Here is a 26,103-nt window from a genome sequence, read left to right on the forward strand (position 1 = left end):
CCTGCTATGAGCGGACCACTGGTTCACTTTTTCGGAGTAATTCAACTCTATTTTTATGTGGGTATTGGGCTCATCATCATTGGAGTAATGGGGGTTTTATTACAAAAGTATTTTTGGGTTAAACATGAACCTATAAGTGTAAATAATCTTTAAAGGGAGGATTTTTTATGTCCAATGAGGAGTACTATCCTTTAAGTCATCCACAGAGGAGAATATGGTATACAGAAGTTATTAATTCAGGTAAAGGTATATGTAATCTAAGATTCTTGTTCAAGATTCATGGAAAAATGAATCATTCGATATTAAATCGAGCCGTGAATCGTGTCATCAGTGAAAATGATGGTCTGTGTATCAGGCTGAAAGAAAATAGGCATCAGGAACCAGAGCAATATTTTGTTAAACATCAAGATCGAGAATTTGACTTCTTCGACTTCAGTTCTGAGGGAGATTCGGATTTGCTAGAAAAATGGATTGAGCAGAAGGCGCAAGAGACGTTTACGTTATTTGACTCTGATTTATACTATTTTTCTTTAATAAAAATAAGCGATAATGAGTGTGCCGTCTTTGGCAATGTTCATCACATTATCATGGATGGTTTATCAATCCAAATTTGGACTCGTCAGATTGCTAAATATTATCATGAGTTTCATAGTGAGAAGGATGTGAGCAACCCTAGGAACTCATATGTTCAGTTTCTAGTCAATGAACAGACGTACTTGAACAGCAGTCGTTTTCAAAAAGATCAAAGCTTCTGGTTAGAGGAATTCAAAACACTTCCATCTGTAACGGGATTGAAACCTTATAATGCTTACCAAGTTAGTACGAGAGCATCACGTGAGACGTTCATATTATCGGAATATTCAAAAGGAAAGTTGGAAGAATTTTCTGATCATTACGGATTTAGCATATATACTCTTTTTGTTGCTGCGCTTTCGTTGTCGATGTATCGATGGACCTCGTCGCTTGATATTGCCTTGGGAATGGCTTATGGCAATCGTATGACTAAAATGGAGCGGGAATTAATTGGAATGATGGTAAGTACAGTTCCTCTGAGAATGGATATCGATCCTAAAGAAGAAGTACTCTCATTTATTGGCCGAGTGTCTAGAAAACAACGTAAAGCATTACGACATCAGAAATATCCATTTGATTTGTTAATAAAGCAAATGAATCAAGAGAATAACAGTAATGTTCGACTTTTTGGAACTACGATTGATTATAGAGAGCGTGGTGAAAGTGGTGACTCTCTTTGGATTCCAAATCGTGAAGAAGTGCAAGATTTTGCAGTACATATTGAAAATTTGACTGATATAGACTCTTTACAAGTACATGTTGATTATCGTGAAGAATTATTTTCCAAAGAAGAGATGATTCGCTTTATTAAAACAATGCTAGCATTAATGGAAAACACTTTTAATAATCCGAAGCAGAAGGTTGCTGAAATCAAAATCATATCAGAAGAAGATAAAAGAAAAAGTTTAGTAGAGTTCAACGATCCTAAGCTTGACTTTCCACCTCAAGCAACTATTCATGAGGGGTTTGAGCAGCAAGCGATGATTCATCCTAATGCCATTGCAGTTATGTATGAACAGGAGAGGCTTACCTATAGGGAACTTAATGAACGTGCGAATCAGTTAGCTCACTATCTGCAGAAAAAAGGAGTAGGACCCGATTCGTTGGTTGGACTTTGTGTTGAACGTTCTCCTGAAATGATTGTAGGTATTTTGGGAATTTTGAAGGCTGGTGGAGCTTATGTTCCACTCGATCCAACGTATCCAGAGCAGCGACTTCAGTATATTTTAGAGGATGCTAGCATTCAGTTAGTCGTATCGCAAGAAAGTTTAAAAGAATCGAAATGGTTACCAGAGAATATCAAATCGATTTGTCTTGATCAAGATCAAGTTGAGATTGAGAAAGAAAGTACTGCTGTACCGATTTCTGATGTAAATCCTCAACATCTCGCTTACGTAATCTATACTTCGGGATCAACAGGGAATCCGAAGGGAGTCATGGTAGAGCATCACAATGTGATTCGTTTATTTAAATCAACGGAATGCTGGTATCAGTTTGATGAAAAAGATACTTGGACACTTTTTCATTCTTATGCGTTTGACTTCTCAGTATGGGAAATTTGGGGGGCATTGCTCTATGGTGGAAGATTGGTTGTTGTTCCTTACTGGATTAGTCGATCGCCCGAGGATTTCTATCAACTGTTAGTAAAGGACGAGGTTACGGTTCTTAATCAGACACCATCCGCATTTCGACAATTAATACAGGTGTGTGAACAAGAAGATGAGAATAGAAACTTGCATCTGCGCTATGTCATATTTGGTGGGGAAGCACTCGATTCTACCAGCTTGTTACCATGGTTTCAAAGGTATGGAGAGCAGAAGCCACAGTTAATCAATATGTATGGGATTACAGAAACTACCGTTCATGTTACTTATTATCCAATTACTCAAGGTGATGTGCAACATTCTTCAAGAAGTAATATAGGAAAGCGTATTCCAGATTTAGAAGTGTATGTGCTAGACGCTTGGCAACAGCCTGTGCCTATTGGCGTAGCTGGCGAACTATATATTGGTGGAGCAGGACTCGCACGTGGGTATTTAAACAGACCAGAATTGACTGCAGAACGTTTCATTCCTCATCCATTCAGTAGTGATCCGGGAGCACGATTATATCGGACAGGAGACTTAGCGAGATACTTGCCGGATGGAAATCTGGATTATCTTGGGCGGATTGATCACCAGGTGAAGATCCGTGGTTTCCGAGTTGAACTCGGGGAAATTGAATCTGCTTTAAACGCGCATGCATCCATAAAAGAGGCTGTTGTAATTGTTCGAGAAGATCAGCCGGGTGATAAACGATTGGTGGCATATGTCGTGGGTGATGGGAATGTAGATGCGTGGAGAGATTATCTCAAGGCGGAACTACCGAGCTATATGGTTCCTTCAGGATTTGTGATGATGGAAGCCATTCCACTAACTGCTAACGGTAAAGTTGATCGTAAGGCTTTACCTGTACCAGAGGATAGAAAAATCGAAATTGAATGTGTTGCACCCCGGAATGGTAACGAAGAAACACTGGTTACCATTTGGAAACAAGTATTAGGGATTAAAAAGGTGGGAATCCATGATAACTTCTTTGAAATTGGTGGAGACTCGATTCTCAGCATTCAGATCATATCACGAGCGAGTCAATTGGGTTTAAAACTTACATCCAAGCAAATGTTTGAACACCAAACGATTGCCGAGTTGGCGCAAGTAGTCAAAGAAGATCAGGGAGTACAAGCGGAGCAGGGTATTGTGACGGGAGAGGTACCGCTCACTCCGATTCAGTACTGGTTCTTCGAACAAAAACATCCGTATCCACAACATTGGAATCAGTCGATGCTTTTGAGAGTAAGAGAGAGATTGGATGTGGAGTTACTAGAGGAAGCCCTATTAAACTTACTCAAACATCATGACGCCTTACGCTTCCGATATGGACAGTTGCCCAATGGAACCTGGAAGCAGAGAAATGAGGGGATCGATGAACAGTCTGTACTTCGTGTGGTAAAGCGGAATGATGCTGATCAACAAGCGTGGGATCAAGTGATACAAGAAGAGATGGATATTACTCAAGCCAGTTTCAATTTACTTGCAGGCCCGTTGATGAGAGTAGTGTACTTCGATGATGGTTCGAATGGGAACAATCGATTATTCTGGACGATTCATCATTTAGTAGTAGATGGGGTATCATGGCGAATTCTATTGGAAGATTTACAGGCCGTATACAACCAGATGAAACAAGATCAGAAGGTTCAGTTACCTGCGAAAAGTACATCCTTTAAAGAATGGTCGGAACGACTACAGGCATACAGTGAGTCAGATATTTCAAAAGAAGTACAAGATTATTGGCATGAACAGGAAGCAAAACAAGTGATGACGATTCCGATGGACTACCCTATACATGAAACGACAGAAGCATCGACTGATCAAGTGACGATGACGTTGGGAGCAGAAGAGACCTACGCGTTGTTACAAGAAGTTCCAGCGACTTATAAGACACAGATCAACGAGGTACTATTGACGGCATTAGTACAAGCTATAGCTGACTGTACAAATCAGCATAAGCTTTCTGTTCACTTGGAAGGACATGGGAGAGAAGAGATGATTGAAGGTGTCAATCTATCGCGGACAGTGGGATGGTTCACGAGTATTTATCCCGTTCATTTTGATCTTCAGGGAACAACGACACCTATTGAGGGATTAAAAGCCGTGAAAGATCAATTGCGTCGAATACCGAATCATGGCGTTGATTATGGTATTTTACGTTACTTGAGCAGAGAATTGCTTCCGTTCTATCAGCAGCAAAAACCATCGATAAGCTTTAACTATTTGGGACAATTTGATCAAGTGTTTTCCCAAGAATCTTTGTTTATGCAGGAGACAGGGTTTACACGCTTAGACCATGCTCCAGAATCTAAACCATCTCACCCGATTGATGTTGTCGGTATGGTAAAAGATGAGAAGCTACATTTTGTTTGGATGTATAGTAGAGAACAGTTTTCTAGATTGACAATTCAAGCGATAGCAAAAAGCATGTTGAATCAGCTTCGTCTGCTGATAAATCCACCAACGACAGAGTCTGCTTTTACGGTATCTGACTTTGCTGATGCAGAGGCTCTTACGGAAGAAAGCTTGAGTAAAGTATTACTTAAATTAACAAAGAAGAGGGTGTAACGATGAGGGATATTATCGATATATACGGATTATCACCCTTGCAAAAAGGGATGCTGTTTCATACTTTATATGATCAAGATGATGATCATTCTTTTTCCTATATTGTACAGGTAGGTTTCTTACTCGGTGGTCGATTGGACGTTGCTACTTTCGAAAAGGCTTGGGAATACATCATTCATCGACATGAGATTCTACGTTCTGTTTTTGTATGGGAGGAAGTAGAAAAGCCATTGCAGGCTGTTTATCAACGTCTTCCTTTTACCGTTCGTCGAGAAGACTGGAGCGCTCTTCCATGTGGAGAGAGGGAACAGAAATTACACCAGTTTTTGAATGCTGATCGGAGGCAAGGGTTTTCGTTAGACGATGCACCGTTAATGAGAATCACTGCGATTAAAGAAGCAGAAGAAGAAACGAGAATCATTTGGACGCATCATCACATTTTATTGGATGGATGGAGTGTGTCCCTGGTCTTCAGTGAAGTGATGGAAGTTTATCTCAAGATGATAAAGGGAGAAGCACCCAATCTTCCCAAGTCTCTTCCCTATAAAAAATATATCCAGTGGATTAATAAACAAGATCGAAGTAAGGCTGAGAAATTCTGGACAGAAGAATTAAAAGGATTTCATGCACCTACGCCATTAGCGATGGAAAGAAGTGACCAGGGACAGGAGAAGGGTTATGAAGAGAGTGTTTATCGGCTATCTGAGGAACTGACTGAGACTTTACAAGAGTGGGTGCGAAATAGTCAGCTAACATTAAATACGTTAGTACAAGGAGCCTGGGCTTACCTGATGAGCCGGTATAGCGGCGAAAGCGACATCGTATTTGGTGTGACTAGCTCTGGACGTCCTACTGAATTAGTAGGAGCAGAGAAAATGGTTGGTCTATTCATTAACACATTGCCTACCCGAATTCATGTAACGGATGATACATCAGTAGTAGACTGGCTCCGTAAGATACAGATGAAAGAAATGGAACGGAGACAATACGAGTATAATTCGTTGGTCGATATTCAAGGTTGGAGTGAAGTTCCAAGGAGTAGTGTTTTATTTCATACCTTGTATGTGTTCGAAAATTACCCGATTCAAGGAGAGCGCAATACTGATTTAAGGTTACTAGAGGTCCAAAGTGCGGAACAAACAAATTATCCTTTGACGCTCATTACAATGCCAGGTAAGCAAATCACTTTGAAGTTGATGTATGACCGGCATCATTTGGATGAAGAGACCATTCATCGGATTCAGGGTCATCTATCGCAAACATTAATCCAGATGACGAAAAGCTCAGACCCAAAGCTATCCGAAATTACCTATTTAACAATGGAAGAGCGGACACAACTGCTAGAGAAATGGAATGATACTCAAGTAGAATATTCATGTGAGAGCATGATTCATACGTCATTTGAGCAGCAAGTGGAGAAAACGCCAGAAGCAATCGCGGTTATTTATGAAAATGAGCAACTTACCTATAGAGAGCTGAATGAGCGTGCTAATCAGCTGGCTCACTATTTGCAGAAGCATGGTGTGGGTCCAGAGTCGTTAGTCGGTGTATATATGGAACGATCCCCACAAATGATGATAGGGTTGCTAGGGATTCTAAAGTCAGGAGGAGCTTATGTTCCACTTGATCCTACGTATCCCAAGAGTCGGCTACGCTATATATTAGAAGATGCTAGAATCGAAGTACTAGTGACGCAAGAAAAGTTAGAAAAAATAGGTATATCCGAGCAAATCGAAACAATTTGTATGGATCAAGATCGCATTGCGATTGAACAGGAAGAACCGACCGCATGTACAAGCAGTGTAGCAGGAAAAAATTTAGCATATGTCATGTATACTTCAGGATCTACTGGAAAACCAAAGGGAGTGATGATCGAGCATCATTCAGTGATCAATTATCTTGAATGGATGCAACATCAATATCCACTTTCTGAAAGGGATGTGGTCTTGCAGAAAACACCGATTTCATTTGACGTATCTGTGTGGGAGTTATTTTGGGGTATTAGTGTAGGAGCATGTGTATCCTTCCTACCTCCTGGTGGAGAGAAAGATCCTTCCATAATAGCTGAAGTGATAGAGAAGCATCGGGTTACCATTGTCCAATTTGTTCCCTCGATGCTATCTATTTTCTTAGATTATTTCGATCATATTGAGCTGAAACTGAAATGTTCGTCCGTGCGCCATGTATTTTCCGGTGGGGAAGAGCTGAGTTCAGGATTGGTTAGACGATTTCAGCAGCACTGGGATCAGAGCGGACAAGTAAAATTGACCAACTTTTATGGACCAACAGAAGCAACCATTTATGTAAATGCATTTGACTGTCAACCTAATCAAGAATTTGTTTCTATAGGTCATCCAATACAAAATACTCAGCTGTATGTATTAGATCAGAATCAACGCTTGCAATCGATAGGGATAGAGGGTGAGTTATATATTGGTGGTGCAGGCTTAGCGCGTGGTTACTTAAACCGACCTGATCTCACTGCTGAACGATTCGTTCAGCATCCGTTTCAATTAGGAGAACGGCTATATCGAACTGGAGATTTAGTAAGATATCTAGCTGATGGGAATTTAGAATTTATAGGAAGAATAGATCATCAAGTGAAAGTGCGTGGTTTTCGGATTGAGCTTGGAGAAATTGAAGCGACTTTAGAAAGGCATTCGTCTATCAAAGAGGCTGTCGTGTTAGTGAGAGAAGATCGCCCAGGCGATCAGCGATTGGTAGCGTATGTGAATAGCGATGGAAATATCCAAAATTGGCGAGAGTATCTTCAGAACCAATTACCGAATTACATGGTTCCAGCACACCTTGTGGAGTTGGAATATTTCCCACTTACTCCGAATGGGAAAATTGACCGAAAAACCTTACCGGCACCGGATAGACAACCTATGGGAGAATGTAACGCCCTACCGAGAACGACATCGGAAGAGCTCATCGCCTCGGTTTGGAGTCAAGTGTTAGGAGTAGAAAATATCGACATTCAGGACTCTTTCTTTGAACGGGGTGGGCATTCATTACTCGCTACCCAAATCGTTTCTCGATTACAAGAAGCATTCCAGATTAAAATCCCGCTACGCGAACTTTTCAAGTACGATACGGTGGAGACACTGGCAAAGCGACTGGATCAGTTGTGTAAAGGAGACAAAAAACGAGAGATTCCACCACTTGTACCTATGACACGGGAAGAGTCCATTCCGCTTTCCTTCGCACAGAAACGCCTATGGTTCATTGATCAGTTAACGCCAAATAGTGCGATGTACAATATTCATGCAGCATGTCGACTGACAGGAAAATGGTCACTTGAAGCATTGGAGACGGGATGGAATCAGTTGATTGAACGTCATGAATCATTGCGGACGGTGATTCAAGAGCGAGAGGGGAAACCTGTTCAACAGATTCAGTCGCATGTTTTCAGACCCCTCCCTCAAATGGATTTAACAATTCTCTCTCTGGAAGACAGAGAAAGAGAGTTGAAGCGGTTCATTCAAAACGAAGCGGAAGAACCATTTCATTTGGGACAAGGTCCCTTAATTCGAACACGAATTTTGAAAATGGACAAAGAGGAATGGATACTCCTTTGTACGATGCATCATATTATTTCGGATGGATGGTCAATGGGAATCTTGCTCGAAGAATGGATGGCTTTTTATGAAGGAGCGGTAAGTGGAAAGGAAGTGGAGCTGAAGAAGTTACCTGTTCAATATGCGGACTTTGCCCTGTGGCAAAAAGAATGGCAAAAAGAAGAGGATCTTGATCAGCATCTTCAATATTGGAAGGAAGAATTGTCTGGCGAGTTACCGGTCTTGCAATTACCGATGGATCGTCCTCGACCCGCTGTTCAAACCCATCGTGGTGCAAGTCAGTCTCTGATGTTGTCGTATTCCCTACGAGAAAAGCTCAAGGAGTTAAGTCAGCAAGAAGGATCCACCTTATTTATGACCTTGATGGCGGCGTATCAAAGCTTCCTTGCTCGTTATACGGGACAAGACGATATCTTGGTTGGAAGCCCGATTGCGAACCGGAATGTTAAAGAAATTGAAGGATTAATTGGTTTCTTTGTAAATACGTTGGTTTATCGAGCTGATTTCAGTGAAAATCCGACGTTCCAAGAACTTCTGTCGCAGATACGAAAAAAAGCACTAACAGCATACGAGTATCGGGACATTCCGTTTGAGAAAGTGGTAGAAGCCGTAAAGCCTGAACGGAATACCAGTCATTCGCCGATTTTCCAAACCATGTTTACCTTACAGAATACGAAACAAGTGTTCCCTCAGTTATCTGAAAGAAACATGGAGCTGATGGAAAGTCATACTTCGGTTGCCAAATTTGATTTGAGTTTGTTTGCATCGGAGACGGAAGAAGGATTATTGCTAACTTTTGAATATAATACCGATTTGTTTAATGCTGCAACCATTGAACGAATGGCAGGCCATTTTGAACATTGGTTATATGAAATTGTATCTTATCCAAAAGATTCTCTATCAAAGCTGAATATGCTATCGAAAGCGGAATATAAGCGGTTACTAGAGGAATGGAATAACACAGGTGTCGTGGACCTACGTGAAAGCACGATTCATACATTGTTTGAGGAACAAGTGGAGAAAACGCCAGAAGCGATTGCGGTAGTGTGTGAAGATAAGGAGCTAACGTATCGAGAACTGAACGAACGTTCCAATCAGTTGGCCCATTATCTCCAGAAGCGGGGTGTGGGATGCGAATCATTGGTTGGGATTAGCGTTACACGTTCATCTGAGATGATTGTCGGTCTCTTAGGAATCATGAAAGCAGGAGGAGCGTATGTTCCGATTGATCCTGCGTATCCGGAGAGTCGGCTACGGTATATTTTAGCGGATGCTCATATCGAAGTACTGGTGACACAGGAAAAGTTGCAGCAAAAAATGACGTTACCTGAATCCGTTGACATGATTTGTATCGATTGTGATCGAGCAGAGATTGAACAGGAAGTAACGACGGCATGTACGAGTGAAGTGACTAGCGATAACTTAGCTTATATCATCTATACGTCAGGATCCACTGGCAATCCCAAGGGAGTGATGATTGAGCATCGGAGTACGTTGGCGATGATCCATTGGGCACATCAGACCTATTCCCGACAGGAATTAGCGGGAGTGCTGGCTTCAACTTCACTATCCTTTGATTTATCGGTTTTTGAAGTGTTTGTTCCTTTGACGATAGGTGGCAAGGTGATTGTCGCTGAAAGTGCCCTTCATCTGGACAAGTTGTCTACGAAGGATGTGACTTTGGTTAATACTGTACCATCAGCGGCGAAGGAACTGGTTCGATCAAAGACGATTCCTTCTTCGGTAAAGGTGATGAATTTGGCTGGAGAACCGTTGCCGCAGTCACTGGTCCAGCACTTGTATGAGGGAAGTCTGATTGAAAAGGTGTACAACCTATATGGTCCATCCGAAGATACTACTTATTCTACGTATATGAAGCTAGATAAGGGTGTTATGCACACGGTACCACCGATTGGTAGACCCATCACTAACACAGAAGTATATGTACTCAGTGCAAACCAGCAAATGGTACCGATTGGTGTAGTAGGTGAGCTTTACATTGGGGGATCAGGATTGGCGCGTGGCTACTTAAACCGCCCTGACTTAACAAACGAGCGTTTTATCCCGCATCCGTTTAAAGAAGGGGAGCGAGTATACCGGACGGGGGACCTTGTGAGGTATCTACCGGACGGGAATTTGGATTATCTTGGCCGGATTGATCATCAAGTGAAAATCCGTGGATTTCGGATTGAGTTAGGGGAGATTGAAGCGACGTTACAAAGTCATTCATCGGTTAACGAAGTCGTTGTGATGATACGCGAAGATCATCCGGGTGATCAGCGTTTGGTTGCCTATGTAGTGGGAGAAGGAAATGCTCATGCGTGGCGTGATTATCTCAAGACCCAGTTACCAAATTACATGGTTCCGGCACACTTTGTCGGATTGACAGCGTTCCCGCTCACCCCAAATGGGAAAATCGATCGGAAATCCTTACCTGCACCAGAGCGCAATGAAGCAGAGGGTGGTTATGTTGCCCCTCGTACACCTACGGAAGAAGCGATTGTTTCGATATGGCATCAAGTTTTAGGCACGGAAAATATCGGGATTCATGATTCATTTTTTGAACTCGGTGGTCATTCATTACTCGCTACACAAGCTGTTTCTAATCTGAAAGAAGCCTTTGGAATTGAGTTACCATTGCATGATTTATTTATGTATACTACGGTGCAGGAATTGGCAGAACGGGTTAATCAGTTGCGCCATAGTGGAAATGAGCAAGCGCAGAATGATAGTCAGGAGAATGTAAGTTTTCAAGACTATATTCAAAAAGCAGCAGCAGCAGAAGCAGCAGCGAGTAATGATGAAGAGTTACTTAAATTTCTTAAGCAATTAGAAGAGTTATCAGAGGAAGAAGCGCAAGGTATATTCGAGAGAAACTTGGTTGAGGAAGGTGTAAAAAATGAGAAGTGATTTACTTGCAAAGTTGAATTCGCTTTCTCCAGAGAAGAGGGCGTGGCTTCAGAAGCAGATGCAGAAAAAGGAGAATAAAGAAGCACTTCCGTTGTCCTATGCACAACAACGTTTGTGGTTTATGGACCGATTTAACCCAAACAGTTCATTATATAATATTCCGACAGTATGGCGTCTAAAAGGAAAATGGATACCTGAAGCGTTGGAAAAGGGATTAAATCGACTTATTGAGCGTCATGAATCATTACGCACCGTTTTTAAGGAAGTAGGAGACCAACCTGTACAACATATTGTGGAATTTTCCCCTAGAAAACTACCTGTAGAGGATTATTCTCACCTTCCTCTGGAAGTAAAGGAAAAAGAGATAGAGAGTTTGATTACTAGAGAAGCGCAGGATCCGTTTGATTTAATGAATGGCCCTTTGATTCGTAATCAACTGGTTCAATTAGGGAAAGAGGAATGGTTATTGCTATGTACCATGCATCATATTATTTCTGATGCGTGGTCCATCGGCATATTGATCAATGAATTGCTTGCTTTCTATGAAGAAGAAACGAGTGAGAAGCCTGCTGGACTAAGTTCACTATCAATTCAATATGCAGACTTTGCAAAATGGCAAAAGCAGTGGTTACAGGGTGAAGTGTTGGATCGACAACTCACGTATTGGCAGGAAGAATTGTCCGGTGAGCTTCCCATATTACAACTGCCAGTGGATCGTCCTCGACCGGTTACGCAAACGTACGCTGGGGACACGTATCGCGTGATTCTTCCTCATACACTACTTAGTTTATTGAAGGATTTAAGCCGACGAGAAGGATCCACCTTATTCATGACCTTAATGGCTGCATATCAGAGCTTTCTTGCTCGCTATACGGGGCAAGAAGATATTCTCGTCGGAAGTCCAATTGCGAATCGGAATCATAAAGGAGTAGAGGGATTAATCGGCTTCTTTGTTAATACGTTGGTCTATCGGGTGGATTTGAGTGGAACTCCTACGTTCCGGGAGATTTTGTCTCAGATAAAGAAAAAGTCGTTGAAAGCGTATGAATATCAAGATATTCCGTTTGAAAAAGTGGTAGAAGCTGTACAACCTGAACGGAGTATGAGTCATTCGCCCATCTTCCAGACTATGTTTACGCTTCAGAATATTAAACAAGAACGACTAGAGATGCCTGGGAGAAGTTTGGAAATGATAGAAAGTAATATTTCCATCGCAAAATTTGATTTGAGTCTAACCGCATTTGAGGTGGAAGAAGGTCTATTTGTCTCTTTTGAATACAATACAGATTTATTTGAAAGTAGAACCATTGCACGTATGGCAGGGCATTTTGAAAACTGGTTGAACGAAATTGTTCATCATCCAGATGAATCATTTACAAAGCTGTCGATGCTGTCGGACACAGAACAGAAGCAGCTCTTGGAAGGATGGAATGATACTGACGCAGTTTATGCACATGAGAGTATGATTCACGAACTGTTTGAGCAGCAGGTTGCACGTACACCTGAAGCGGTGGCGGTAATGTATGAAGGTGGACAGCTGACGTATCAAGAACTCAACGAGAAAGCGAACCAATTGGCACATTATTTACAGAAACGGGATATAGGACCTGAGTCATTGGTCGGCATATGTGTCGAGCGTTCACCCGATATGATTATTGGTCTCTTAGGGATTCTCAAAGCGGGTGGGGCTTACGTCCCACTGGATCCGAGTTATCCAGAAAATCGCCTGAGATACATTTTAGAGAACTCGCAAATCCAAGTGCTTTTAACAAAGGAAGCGCTACAGGGGTGGTTGCCTGAAGGTATCCAAGCGATTTGTTTGGATCGGGATCAAGCAGCGATTTCTAAAGAGAGTAGCGTGGCGCCAGTGAGTGGAGTGACAGCAAACAATTTGGCGTATATCATTTACACTTCGGGTTCGACAGGGAATCCGAAGGGAGTGATGATCGAACACCATTCGGTTATCAACCGATTACAGTGGATGCAAAAAAACTATCCATTGTCTGAACAGGATACGATTCTTCAAAAAACGCCGTTTTCGTTTGATGTCTCTGTCTGGGAATTATTTTGGTGGTCATTTGTAGGAGCACGTGTTTGTTTACTTCCACCGGGTGGCGAGAAGGATCCTGCAATGATTGAGGAGTGTATTGAACGATATCGCGTGACCACGATGCACTTTGTTCCGTCGATGCTATCTACTTTCTTGGATTATATGGAACAATCCAAAGTAAAAAAGGACGTATCGTCTTTGTGTCAGGTTTTCACCAGTGGAGAAGCGTTAAATACTGAACAGGTTCGCCGGTTTAAGGGTGTGTTTTATGATTTTCAGCAAACGAAGTTAAGCAACTTGTATGGTCCTACCGAAGCGACTGTAGATGTCACTTATTATGATTGTGATTTAGAAAAAGAACCGATGCTTATTCCGATTGGTCGTCCGATTGATAATACCGAATTGTATGTGTTGGATCAAAGCCAACAGGTGGTACCGATTGGCGTGGCAGGGGAACTATACCTTGGTGGTGTAGGCTTGGCACGTGGTTATTTCAATCGTCCAGAGTTAACTGCTGAACGTTTTATCCGGCATCCTTTTAAGGAAGGAGAACGACTCTATCGGACGGGGGACCTGGTGAGATATCTGAATGATCGCAACTTGGAGTATATAGGAAGAATAGATAACCAAGTGAAAATCAGAGGTTTCCGGATTGAGCTGGGAGAGATTGAAGCGGTTCTACACGATCATTCATCTGTGAAAGAGGCTATCGTGTTGGTGAGGGAAGATCATCCTGGAGACAAGCGGTTAATAGCTTATGTGGTGGGTGAAGGAAACACTGGAGAATGGCGTGAGCACCTTAAGACGCAATTACCGAATTACATGGTTCCGGCATATTTTGTTGAGATGGAAGCGATGCCACTCACTCCGAATGGCAAGATTGATCGCAAAGCCTTACTGGCATTGGATGAACAGTCCATGAGCGTAAGTAGTGTCTCACCGCGAACACCAGTGGAAGAGCTCATCGCATCGGTATGGAGTCAAGTGTTAGGCATAGAAAATATTGGTGCTCAGGATTCCTTTTTCGAACTTGGTGGCCACTCGCTACTCGCTACCCAAGTTGTCTCACGTTTACAAGAAGTCTTTCAAATCGAACTACCGGTGCGCGAACTGTTTGAGTATCCAACGGTGGAGACACTGGCGAAGCGACTGAATCAGTTGCGTAAAGGAGACAAAAAACGAGAGATTCCACCGCTTATGCCGATGGGACGGGGAGAAACCATTCCGCTCTCTTATGCCCAACAGCGCCTGTGGTTCATCGACCAATTCACGCCCAATAGTGCACTTTATAATATGCCGATGGTATGCCGTCTTACAGGGGATTGGATACCCGAAGCACTGGAGACAGGATGGAATAAGCTGTTAGAGCGTCATGAATCTTTACGGACTGTGTTCCATGAAGTGAATGGTTTTCCTGTGCAGCAGATTCCACCGTATGCTTTCCAATCCCTTTCCCAAATGGATTTAACTATGCTTTCTCCGGAAGAGCGAGAAGTAGAAGTTAAGCGTTTGATTCAGCAAGAAACAGAGGTACCATTTGACTTAGGAGAGGGCCCACTGATTCGGACAAGCGTCTTGCGAGTGGGAGAAGAGGAATGGCTCCTTCTCTGCACCCTACATCATATCGTTTCGGATGGATGGTCGATGGGAGTCCTACTTGAAGAATGGATAGCTTTCTATGAGGAAGCAGTGGATGAGAAGGTAGCAGAACTTGAACCATTACCAATCCAATATGCGGACTTTGCTCAGTGGCAAAAGGGATGGTTGAAGGAAGAAGTGCTTGAACAGCAACTCCACTATTGGCAGGAAGAATTGTCTGGTGAGCTTCCCGTACTACAACTGCCGATGGATCGTCCACGTCCTGCGGTGCAAACCCATCACGGATCGACACACACTGTGTTGCTGTCACGTTCGTTACGCGACAAACTGAATGAACTCAGTCGTCAAGAAGGATCGACGCTCTTCATGACCCTGTTGGCTGCGTATCAAAGCTTCCTCTCCCGTTATACAGGACAAGAAGATATTCTTGTCGGAAGCCCGATTGCGAATCGGAATTACAGAGAGATTGAAGGATTAATTGGTTTCTTCGTGAACACGCTGGTCTATCGAGCTAATCTGAGTGGTACACTGACTTTCCAAGATATCTTGTCTCAGGTGCGTCAAAAGGCACTAAAAGCATATGAATATCAAGATATTCCATTTGAAAAAATTGTGGAAGTTGTGCAACCCGAGCGGAGTACAAGTCATTCTCCAATTTTCCAGACGATGTTCATCTTACAAAATATGAAACAAGAGCTTCCAGTGTTGTCTGGTAGAAGGATTGAAATGATAGAAAGTCATAGTCCGATTGCGAAATTTGATTTAAGTGTAATGGCGGCCGAGACGGAAGAAGGATTAATCTTCTCTTTTGAATACAATAAGGATTTATTTGATGTTACAACCATCGAACGAATGGCAGGACATTTTGAGACCTGGCTACATGAAGTTTCTCATCATCCACAAAAACCGTTGAATAGTCTGGGGATGCTATCCGAATTTGAGCGTAATTTGTTATTAGAAACATGGAATGACACCGCAATGGAAATGTCCCAAGAGGGTCTTATTTGCGACGGATTTGAGGACATAGTAGCACGACGTCCCGATGCGATTGCAGTGGTCGATCAAATGAGAGAGTGGACCTACGGTGAACTGGATGCGCAAGCAAACCAGTTGGCACATGTTTTACAGAGAAAAGGAGTTGTTCCTGAATCAGTTGTGGGTGTCTACCTCCCGAGATCGGCTGAGCTCATGGCAAGTTTACTTGGCATATTAAAAGCTGGCGGGGCCTATGTCGTCCTAGATCCGTTGTATCCGAAATCACGGTTACAATACATGATTGAAGATGCAGGAATCCAAATCGTGGTGACGACAGCAGCGCAAGAAAGCGTTTTCGAAAAGGTCGAAACGGTGAGGTTAGAAGAAATAACAGATGAAAGCGTGATTGCACCGAAGCGGCGGGTGCAACCCGAGCACTTAGCTTATATCGTCTACACCTCTGGTTCCACAGGAAAGCCAAAGGGTGTCATGGTCGAATATCGGTCATTGATGAATATGGTCTCTTGGCATCAAGCGGTATACCAAATTACAGCACAGGATCGTGCGACTCAGATTGCGGGGATTGCCTTTGACTCAGCTGTCCAGGAGATTTGGCCTTATCTCACTGCTGGTGCAGCAGTATACCTGTCAACGGAAGAGTTGAGAATCAATCCAGAGGCTCTACGAGATTGGCTCATTGATTCACGAATCACAGCTAGCTTTGCGCCTACACCTATTCTAGAAAGACTCTTGAAATTATCTTGGCCAGAGAAGACGGATCTCCGTTTTATCATTACGGGAGGAGATCAGTTAACACAGTATCCATCTGAACAAATCCCTTTTGCGGTAATTAATCAGTATGGTCCATCGGAAAATACCGTCGTTACCACTGATTGTTACGTGCCTGTTGGCATGACATCAGGTACTCCGTCGATTGGTCGACCGATTGCGAATACAGAAGTATATGTGTTAGATTCTCACCTTCAGCCGGTGCCGGTGGGTGTGATTGGAGATCTCTATATCGGAGGAAAGAGCCTTGCTCGTGGCTATGTCAATCGTCTGGAACTCACAGAGGAAAAATTCATTCCGCATCCATTTAAGTCAGGGGAACGTCTCTATTACACTGGGGACAAAGCAAGTTATCTTCCTGACGGTGATCTCCAGTTCCATGGTCGTATGGATGACCAAGTAAAGATTCGTGGTTTCCGGATTGAACTGGGAGAAGTTGAAGCAACTTTGCAGGCGCATTTGTCTGTGAAAGAAGCTGTTGTACTGGTAAGAGAGGATCATCCAGGAGACAAGCGATTAGTAGCTTATGTAGTTGGTGAAGGAAGTGTTCATGAATGGCGGGAGCATCTACAAACACATTTACCAAATTATATGGTTCCGGCACACTTTGTCGAGATGGCATTTTTACCACTCACACCGAATGGAAAAATCGATTTGAAAGCATTGCCTGTACCTGATGAACTATCTACTGAAAATACCGTATACCCACGAACTCCGATGGAAGAGCTCATCGTATCGGTATGGAGTCAAGTGTTAGGCATAGGAAATATTGGTGTTCAGGATTCCTTCTTTGAAATTGGTGGCCACTCGCTACTCGCTACTCAAGTGGTCTCACGTTTACAAGAAGTCTTCCAAATCAAACTACCAGTGCGTGAACTGTTTGAGTATGCAACAGTGGAGGCACTGGCGAAGCGACTGAATCAGTTGCGTAAGGGAGACAAAAAACGAGAGATTCCACCACTAATGCCGATGGAACGAGGGAAAGCCATTCCGCTCTCTTATGCCCAACAGCGTTTATGGTTCATCGACCAATTTACGCCTAATAGTGCACTTTATAATATGCCGATGGTATGCCGTCTTACAGGAAATTGGGTACACGAAGCATTGGAGACGGGATGGAATCAGCTGTTAGAGCGTCATGAATCATTGCGGACGGTGTTCCATGAAGTGGATGGTCATCCGGTGCAGCAGATTCAACCGTATGCTTTCCGGTCCCTTCTACAAATGGATTTAACTATGCTTTCTCCAGAAGAGCGAGAAAGAGAAGTGGAGCAATGGATTCAAACCGAAGTCGAAGCCCCATTTGACTTAGAACAAGGTCCGTTGTTCCGTGGGCAAATCGTGAAAATCGCAGAAGCAGAATGGATTCTTCTTTGTAATATGCATCATATTATCTCGGATGGATGGTCGATGGAAATCTTACTCCAAGAATGGATGGCATTTTATGAAGAGGCGGTTGGTGGAAAACCAGCAGAACTCGCACCATTACCGGTTCAATATGCCGACTTTGCCCAATGGCAAAGGGAATGGTTGAAAGAAGAAGTACTTGATCAACAGCTTGCATATTGGAAGGAAGAGCTGTCTGGCGAGTTACCAGTCTTAATGTTACCGATGGATCGTCCCCGTTCTGCGGTGCAAACCCATCGTGGATCGACACATACTGTATTGCTGTCACGCTCATTACGCGACAAACTGAACGAACTTAGTCGTCAAGAAGGATCGACGCTCTTCATGACCTTACTGGCATCGTATCAAAGCTTCCTTGCCCGTTATGCAGGACAATCGGATATTCTTGTCGGAAGCCCGATTGCAAATCGGAATTATCGCGAGATTGAAGGGTTGATTGGTTTCTTCGTCAACACGTTGGTTTATCGGGCTGATTTGAGTGGTGCGCCGACATTCCAAGAGTTGTTGTCTCAGGTACGGACAAAAGCATTGAAGGCGTATGAGTACCAAGATGTTCCGTTTGAAAAGATTGTAGAAGTCATACAACCCGAGCGAAGTACAAGTCATTCTCCGATCTTCCAAACCATGTTTACCTTGCAAAATACGAAACAAGAGCTACCAGAGCTTCATGAAAGAAGTTTAGATGCGATGGAAAGCCATGCTTCGGTCGCCAAGTTTGATTTGAGTTTAAACGCCGTAGAGGTGGAAGAGGGTCTATTCCTTTCTTTTGACTATAAGACTGATTTATTTGACGTTGTAACTATTAGACGTATGGCTGAGCATTTTGAAAACTGGTTGAATGAAATCGTGGAACATCCCGATAAATCACTAACGAAGTTGCCGATGCTATCGGGATTGGAGCAGCAGCTACTGGAAGAGTGGAATGATAACGCTGTAGCGTATCCACGCGAGAGTGTGATTCATAAACTGTTTGAAGATCAAGTGAATCGTACACCTGACACGATGGCGGTAGTGGATGAAAATCAGCAGTTGACGTATCGAGAGCTGAATGAAAAAGCAAACCAATTGGCCCATTATCTCCAGAAATGTGGAATTGGGACCGAGTCATTGGTCGGGCTCTGCTTCCAGCGTTCAGTCGATATGATTGTCGGGCTCATGGGGATCTGGAAAGCTGGGGCAGCCTATGTTCCATTGGATCCATCGTATCCAGAAAGTCGCCTACGATATATTTTGGAGGATACAGGAATCCGAGTATTGGTCACGAACGAAGCATTAGAAGGGTGGATACCTGAAGAAGTCGAAGCAGTTTGTTTGGATCGGGATCAAGCGATGATTTCGCAAGAAAGCACCCTTTCACCAATATGTGAAGTGACAGGAGAAAACTTGGCGTATGTTATCTATACTTCGGGTTCGACTGGGAATCCAAAGGGAGCTTTGGTGCAACATCATTCTGTACTAAACCTATCGTATGGTTTACAGAAAGAAGTTTTTTCCTATGAGACACCTACTAACATGCGCGTCGGTTTAAATGCTTCAATCGCCTTTGATGTATCCATTCAGCAATTACAAATGCTTTTGTATGGTTCTAGCTTGTATATTATTCCGAACGAAGTTCGCAGTGATCCCCAACAGTTTGTATCCTATATTCGGGAGAATAAGTTGGAAATGTTCGATATGACACCTTCATTACTCCAATTACTCATAGATGGTGGGTTGTTAGAAACAAATGCTGGTGTTCATGTTCCAAGCAAGGTACTGGTCGGTGGCGAAGCAATTGTGCCGTCACTGTGGGAACAATTAGTAGAGGCTGAGAAAATTCATTTTTATAACGTGTATGGTCCTACAGAATGTACTGTTGATGCGACATGTTATCGTATCAAAAAAGATAGTAAGAGAGTAACCATTGGGCGTCCGTTGCCGAACGTTCAAGCCTATGTATTGGATGGGAATTTGTTACCTGTTCCAGTTGGTGTAACGGGTGAACTTTATATCGGTGGAGCAGGCCTAGCGAGAGGATACTTGAATCGTCCAGAGTTAACGTCCGAACGTTTTATTTCTCATCCATTCAAAGAAGGAGAGAGGCTATATCGAACAGGAGATCTCGTGAGGTACCTTCCTGATGGTAACTTGGATTATCTGGGAAGAATCGATAACCAAGTGAAAATTCGAGGTTTCCGGATTGAGCTTGGGGAAATAGAGGCAACCTTACAGGAGCATCTCTCGGTAAAAGAGGCCGTTGTGATGGTGAGGGAAGATCATCCGGGAGATAAGCGATTGGTAGCCTATGTAGTGGGTGAAGGGCGTAAAGAAGAGTGGCGCGAGTATCTCAAAGCACAACTGCCAAGTCATATGGTTCCCTCCTACTTTGTCGAGATGGAAGAGTTACCACTGACTATAAATGGAAAGATTGATCGGAAATCTTTTCCTGTGCCAGATCGTCAAGGGACAGAAGAAGGTTACGTAGCTCCCAGAAATGAGCGTGAACAAATACTTGCCATGATTTGGGAAAATGTACTAGGTACAAAACCTATTGGCATTCATGACAACTTTTTTGAAATCGGTGGAGACTCAATCCTCAGCATTCAGATTGTCTCTCGTACGAAGCAAGCAGGTTTGCAATTGACACCAAAGCAAATGTTTGAACACCAAACGATTGCCGAGTTGGCACAAGTAGTCAAAGAAGAACAGGCTGTACAAGCGGAGCAAGGAGTTGTAACTGGAGAACTGATTCTTACACCTATTCAGCAATGGTTTTTTGCACAAGAACACCCCAACCCACATCATTGGAATCAATCTATGTTTTTTAGAACAAAAGAGCGACTGGATATAGTATTACTGGAGAAAGCTGTGCGTACCCTTCTGATCCATCATGATGTCTTACGTTTAAGATATGAACGTTTACCGGATGGAGCTTGGAAACAGCGGAACGAAGGAATCGAAGAGCAATCGACGCTGACCGTGATTTCATTAGACGAAGTGCCACAAACAGAATGGCATCAAGTGATTCAAACGGAGATTGACAATGCACAAGCAAGCGTGGACTTACACGCAGGACCGCTAATGAGAATGGTGTATTTTGATGAAGGTGAGAAGAGAGCCGGCCGATTATTCTGGGCGATTCACCACTTAGCAGTGGATGGTGTTTCTTGGCGGATTTTACTGGAGGATCTGCAAACGGGATATAATCAAGCGAGCCAGGCTCAGAAGATCCAATTACCTATGAAGAGTACATCCTTTAAAGCGTGGTCAGAAAAATTGCATCATTACGCTGAATCTGGGATTGTACAAGAAGTGCGCGATTACTGGGAGCGACAGTCCGAACAAGAAGTGGCTATGCTACCAGTGGATGCCACCCTCGAAGATTCAGCAAACATAGCAACCGAGGAGATTACCGTGGTGCTGGATGAGAAGGAGACCCATGCGTTATTGCAAGAGGTTTCAAGCACCCATCGTGTCCAAATCAATGAAGTACTATTGGCAGCATTGGTACAGGCTACGGCAGCATGGACAGGTCGTTCGACGCTGACTGTGGATCTGGAGGGGCATGGTCGGGAAGAAATAATTGAAGACATTGACCTATCGAGAACCGTGGGATGGTTTACAAGTATCTATCCTGTTCACTTGAATATTACAGGTGCCAACACGCACATTGCAGCATTAAAAGCGGTCAAAGAACAAGTACGCCAAATTCCTAATAAGGGCGTTGACTATGGGATTTTGCGGTACTTGAATCCAGCAATGCATGAGCGATTCCAGTCTCAGCTCACGCCGTCCATTAGTTTTAACTATCTTGGACAATTTGACCAAATGTTCTCTGATGATGCAATGTTTGCTCCGGAGACCGGGTTTACGCGATTAGACCATGCTCCTGGTTCCAAGCGATCACATTTAATCGATGTAATCGGGATTGTAATCAATGGAAAACTTCATTTCACTTGGGTGTACAATGTTGGACAGTTTGCAAAGTCGACCATTCAGAGTGTTGCAGAGAATATGCTCCATCAACTGAGTGGATTGATTCATTCTTCGGGTGAAGGATCTGCGCTGACCATTTCGGATTTTGCGATTGCAAATCTCACTCCAACAGATTTGAACAAAGTACTATCTAAGATGAATCGTGGAAAGAATTATTCGATTACCGACCTGTATCCGCTATCACCTTTGCAGGAAGGCATGATCTTCCATACACTGCATGATCAAGGGGATGAACATTCCGCGCCGTATACGGTGCAATTAAGTTTCCTGCTTAGAGGGAAATTGGATATCCTTACTTTCGAACAGGCGTGGAAATCGGCGATTCAGCGGTATGAGATCTTTCGTTCGGCATTTGTGTGGGATGAGATTGAAGAGCCCTTACAAGTGGTGTATGAACATATCCCATTTAAGTTGAATGAAGTGGATTGGCGTGAGCTGTCTGTTGAAGAAAAAGAGGAGAAACGAAAAGCCTTTTTGGAATCGGATCGAAAACAAGCCTTTCTTTTTGATGAAGCGCCATTGATGCGGGTGACTGTCATTCAAGAAGCGGAGGAAGAATATCGGGTTGTTTGGACGCATCATCATATTTTGTTGGATGGATGGAGCTTACCACTGGTCTTTAATGAATTGCTTACAGTGTATCAGAAGAGGCTGAAAGGAGAGACTGTGGATTTACCTAAGTCACCGCCATACAAGAAATATATTCAATGGCTAAAAGAGCAGAATCAGGAGCAAGCGGAACAATTCTGGAGAGAGAAACTCAGAGGCTTTACAGCGCCAACCCTGCTTGGCTTAGAAAGTAAGGAGCAAGAAAAAGGCTATACAGAGAAGGTTGCTCATTTGTCGGAAGAGCAGACCAAAGCGTTACAAAGCTGGGCGAAGCGCAATAAGCTTACCTTGAGTACGGTGATTCAAGGTGCATGGGCGTATCTCATGAGCCGATATAGTGGCGAGAACGATATTGTCTTTGGTGTAACTAGCTCGGGACGCCCCACGGAGATTGTTGATGTCGAGCACATCGTAGGTCCTTTTATTACTACATCACCGACGCGGATCCAATTGACAGATGACATGAAAGTAAGGGATTGGTTGCAGAAGATACAAGAGGAAGAGATAGAAAGAAGACAGTATGAATATGCTTCTTTAACAGAGATTCAGGGATGGAGTGAAGTTCCAAGGGGGACCCCGCTGTTCCATAGCTTGTATGTGTTTGAAAACTACCCGGTGAAAGAGGAATCTTCAGGAGATTTGGAAATTGGTGGCTTGGAAGGAGAAGAGCAAACCCACTATCCATTAGGATTGGCTGTTGCTCCAGAAAGTCAGTTGTCGTTAAAGCTGTTGTATGATCGTAGCAAGTTTAATGGATTAACCATTGAACGAATGCTGGGTCATTTACGTCAGGTGTTAAAGCAAATAATCGAGAACGTTGATCAAACCCTCTCGGAGCTGGTGTATGTTACGAAACCAGAACAGAAGCAACTAATGGAAGAATGGAATGATAACGCTGTAGCGTATCCACGCGAGAGTGTGATTCATAAACTGTTTGAAGATCAAGTGAATCGTACACCTGACACGTTGGCGGTAGTGGATGAAAATCAGCAGTTGACGTATCGAGAGCTGAATGAAAAAGCAAACCAATTGGCCCATTATCTCCAGAAATGTGGGATTGGGACCGAGTCATTGGTCGGGCTCTGCTTCCAGCGTTCAGTCGATATGATTGTCGGGCTCATGGGGATCTGGAAAGCTGGGGCAGCCTATGTTCCATTGGATCCATCGTATCCAGAAAGTCGCCTACGATATATTTTGGAGGATACAGGAATCCGAGTATTGGTCACGAACGAAGCATTAGAAGGGTGGATACCTGAAGAAGTCGAAGCAGTTTGTTTGGATCGGGATCAAGCGATGATTTCGCAAGAAAGCACCCTTTCACCAATATGTGAAGTGACAGGAGAAAACTTGGCGTATGTTATCTATACTTCGGGTTCGACTGGGAATCCAAAGGGAGCTTTGGTGCAACATCATTCTGTACTAAACCTATCGTATGGTTTACAGAAAGAAGTTTTTTCCTATGAGACACCTACTAACATGCGCGTCGGTTTAAATGCTTCAATCGCCTTTGATGTATCCATTCAGCAATTACAAATGCTTTTGTATGGTTCTAGCTTGTATATTATTCCGAACGAAGTTCGCAGTGATCCCCAACAGTTTGTATCCTATATTCGGGAGAATAAGTTGGAAATGTTCGATATGACACCTTCATTACTCCAATTACTCATAGATGGTGGGTTGTTAGAAACAAATGCTGGTGTTCATGTTCCAAGCAAGGTACTGGTCGGTGGCGAAGCAATTGTGCCGTCACTGTGGGAACAATTAGTAGAGGCTGAGAAAATTCATTTTTATAACGTGTATGGTCCCACAGAATGTACTGTTGATGCGACATGTTATCGTATCAAAAAAGATAGTAAGAGAGTAACCATTGGGCGTCCGTTGCCGAACGTTCAAGCCTATGTATTGGATGGGAATTTGTTACCTGTTCCAGTTGGTGTAACGGGTGAACTTTATATCGGTGGAGCAGGCCTAGCGAGAGGATACTTGAATCGTCCAGAGTTAACGTCCGAACGTTTTATTTCTCATCCATTCAAAGAAGGAGAGAGGCTATATCGAACAGGAGATCTCGTGAGGTACCTTCCTGATGGTAACTTGGATTATTTGGGAAGAATCGATAATCAAGTGAAAATTCGAGGCTTCCGGATCGAGCTTGGAGAGATTGAAGCGAATTTAGAAAGTCATCCATCGGTCAAAGAGGCAGTAGTCTTGATAAGAGAGGACCAACCAGGAAATCAGAGATTGGTTGCCTATGTGGTGGGTGAAGGAAGTATGCATGAATGGCGTGAACATCTCAAGAGACAAGTACCGAATTATATGGTTCCTGCACACTTTATTGAGGTAGACGCGATTCCGCTTACAACAAATGGGAAGGTTGATCGAAAGGCACTGAACAGTTTAACGATTCAAAGAGGAAGTACCTTTTCTACACCAATCATCCCACGGGATGAAATCGAGTATCAGCTGATTAGAATCTGGCAGGATTTGCTACAGATAGAAGATGTCCATGTAAACGATGATTTCTTTGATAGAGGGGGTCACTCTCTCCTTGTAATCAAATTGATTTCAAAGATTAGAGAGAAATTTGGAAAAGAGATTAAGGTGTCCGCACTGATTAAGAACCCAACAGTGGAAGGAATCGCTTGTCTCATCCGTGACAATCATGATATGGCAAAATCGTTATCGGTTATGGTTCCACTACAAGAGTCAGAGAAAAGGCCTTTCTTCTGTGTTCATCCGTTTATGGGTAATGTATTCTGTTACATTCAGCTAGCAAGGTTACTCAAGGATCACTGCTCATTTTATGGTTTACAGAATCCTCTCGTAGAGAAGGAAGGAATGGATGGGTTGACTTTGTCGGAAGTAGTTCAACTCTACATCAAGGAAATGAAGCAGGTTCAGTCAGAGGGACCATATCGTCTGGGAGGATGGTCTCTGGGCGGTGCCATCGCCTATGAAATCGCAACTATGCTACGGAACCAGGGAGAAGAAGTTGAGATGTTGGTACTTATGGATACTAAGGTGCCTTCAGAACAGGATTACAAGACAAAGGAGGATATGTTCTCTTATATATTGAAGCATTTTATCCATTTAGACCTAGTGGAGCAGGAAGAAGAACTCGTTCATCAACAGGACATGCTTGTTGATCAGTTGATTGTAGAAGGAGTGCTCCCGCCCGATGCGGATCTTACGAGTCTAAAGCAGATTACCAATGCTCACAGGAAGTGTCTAAATTTAATGGCAGAACATGTTTTAACGCCATATTCTGGGGAGGTCATCTACTTCAGTGCTGAAGAAGGCAGAGAGTTGTTCACGGATTGGAAGCCGTTATTACAGGGGAAAGTGAATAAGTATTCGGTGCCTGGATCGCACGAAGAGATTGTCTTCTCCCCAGCAGTGGAAAAAATAGCTAAATATTTCGTGAATGGGTTCTGGTGCAAACATCATTTGATAGAGATATAGAAACCTACACGGACTGTTCAAT

Annotated in this window: 3 protein-coding genes and 1 pseudogene; all 4 read left to right on the top strand. The window is 43.2% G+C overall.

Features of this window, described 5'->3' with window-relative positions; all coding sequences use genetic code 11:
- Positions 1–153 (top strand): annotated as a pseudogene (locus tag DJ93_RS32515) (MFS transporter); the annotation flags it as partial.
- A gap of 14 nt (positions 154–167) precedes the next feature.
- Positions 168–4,727 (top strand): non-ribosomal peptide synthetase, encoded by a 4,560-nt coding sequence (locus DJ93_RS26910; protein WP_042984487.1) that lies wholly within the window; start codon positions 168–170, stop codon positions 4,725–4,727.
- 2 nt (positions 4,728–4,729) lie between these two features.
- The gene (locus tag DJ93_RS26915; RefSeq protein WP_042984488.1) at positions 4,730–11,218 is read left to right on the top strand and encodes a non-ribosomal peptide synthetase; all 6,489 of its coding nucleotides are present in this window, start codon (positions 4,730–4,732) and stop codon (positions 11,216–11,218) included.
- Complete coding sequence (locus DJ93_RS26920) at positions 11,208–26,081, top strand: non-ribosomal peptide synthetase (protein ID WP_042984489.1); 14,874 nt, start codon at positions 11,208–11,210, stop codon at positions 26,079–26,081. The genes DJ93_RS26915 and DJ93_RS26920 overlap by 11 nt, the downstream gene beginning before the upstream one ends.
- Positions 26,082–26,103: the final 22 nt, after the last annotated feature.

This window comes from Bacillus clarus, assembly GCF_000746925.1.
Taxonomy (GTDB): Bacteria; Bacillota; Bacilli; order Bacillales; family Bacillaceae_G; genus Bacillus_A; species Bacillus_A clarus.

Bases quoted from the DNA above. Each gene is read 5' to 3' on its own strand.
- DJ93_RS26915 (WP_042984488.1), top strand. From the start codon at position 4,730: ATGAGGGATATTATCGATATATACGGATTATCACCCTTGCAAAAAGGG.
- DJ93_RS26910 (WP_042984487.1), top strand. From the start codon at position 168: ATGTCCAATGAGGAGTACTATCCTTTAAGTCATCCACAGAGGAGAATA.
- DJ93_RS26920 (WP_042984489.1), top strand. From the start codon at position 11,208: ATGAGAAGTGATTTACTTGCAAAGTTGAATTCGCTTTCTCCAGAGAAG.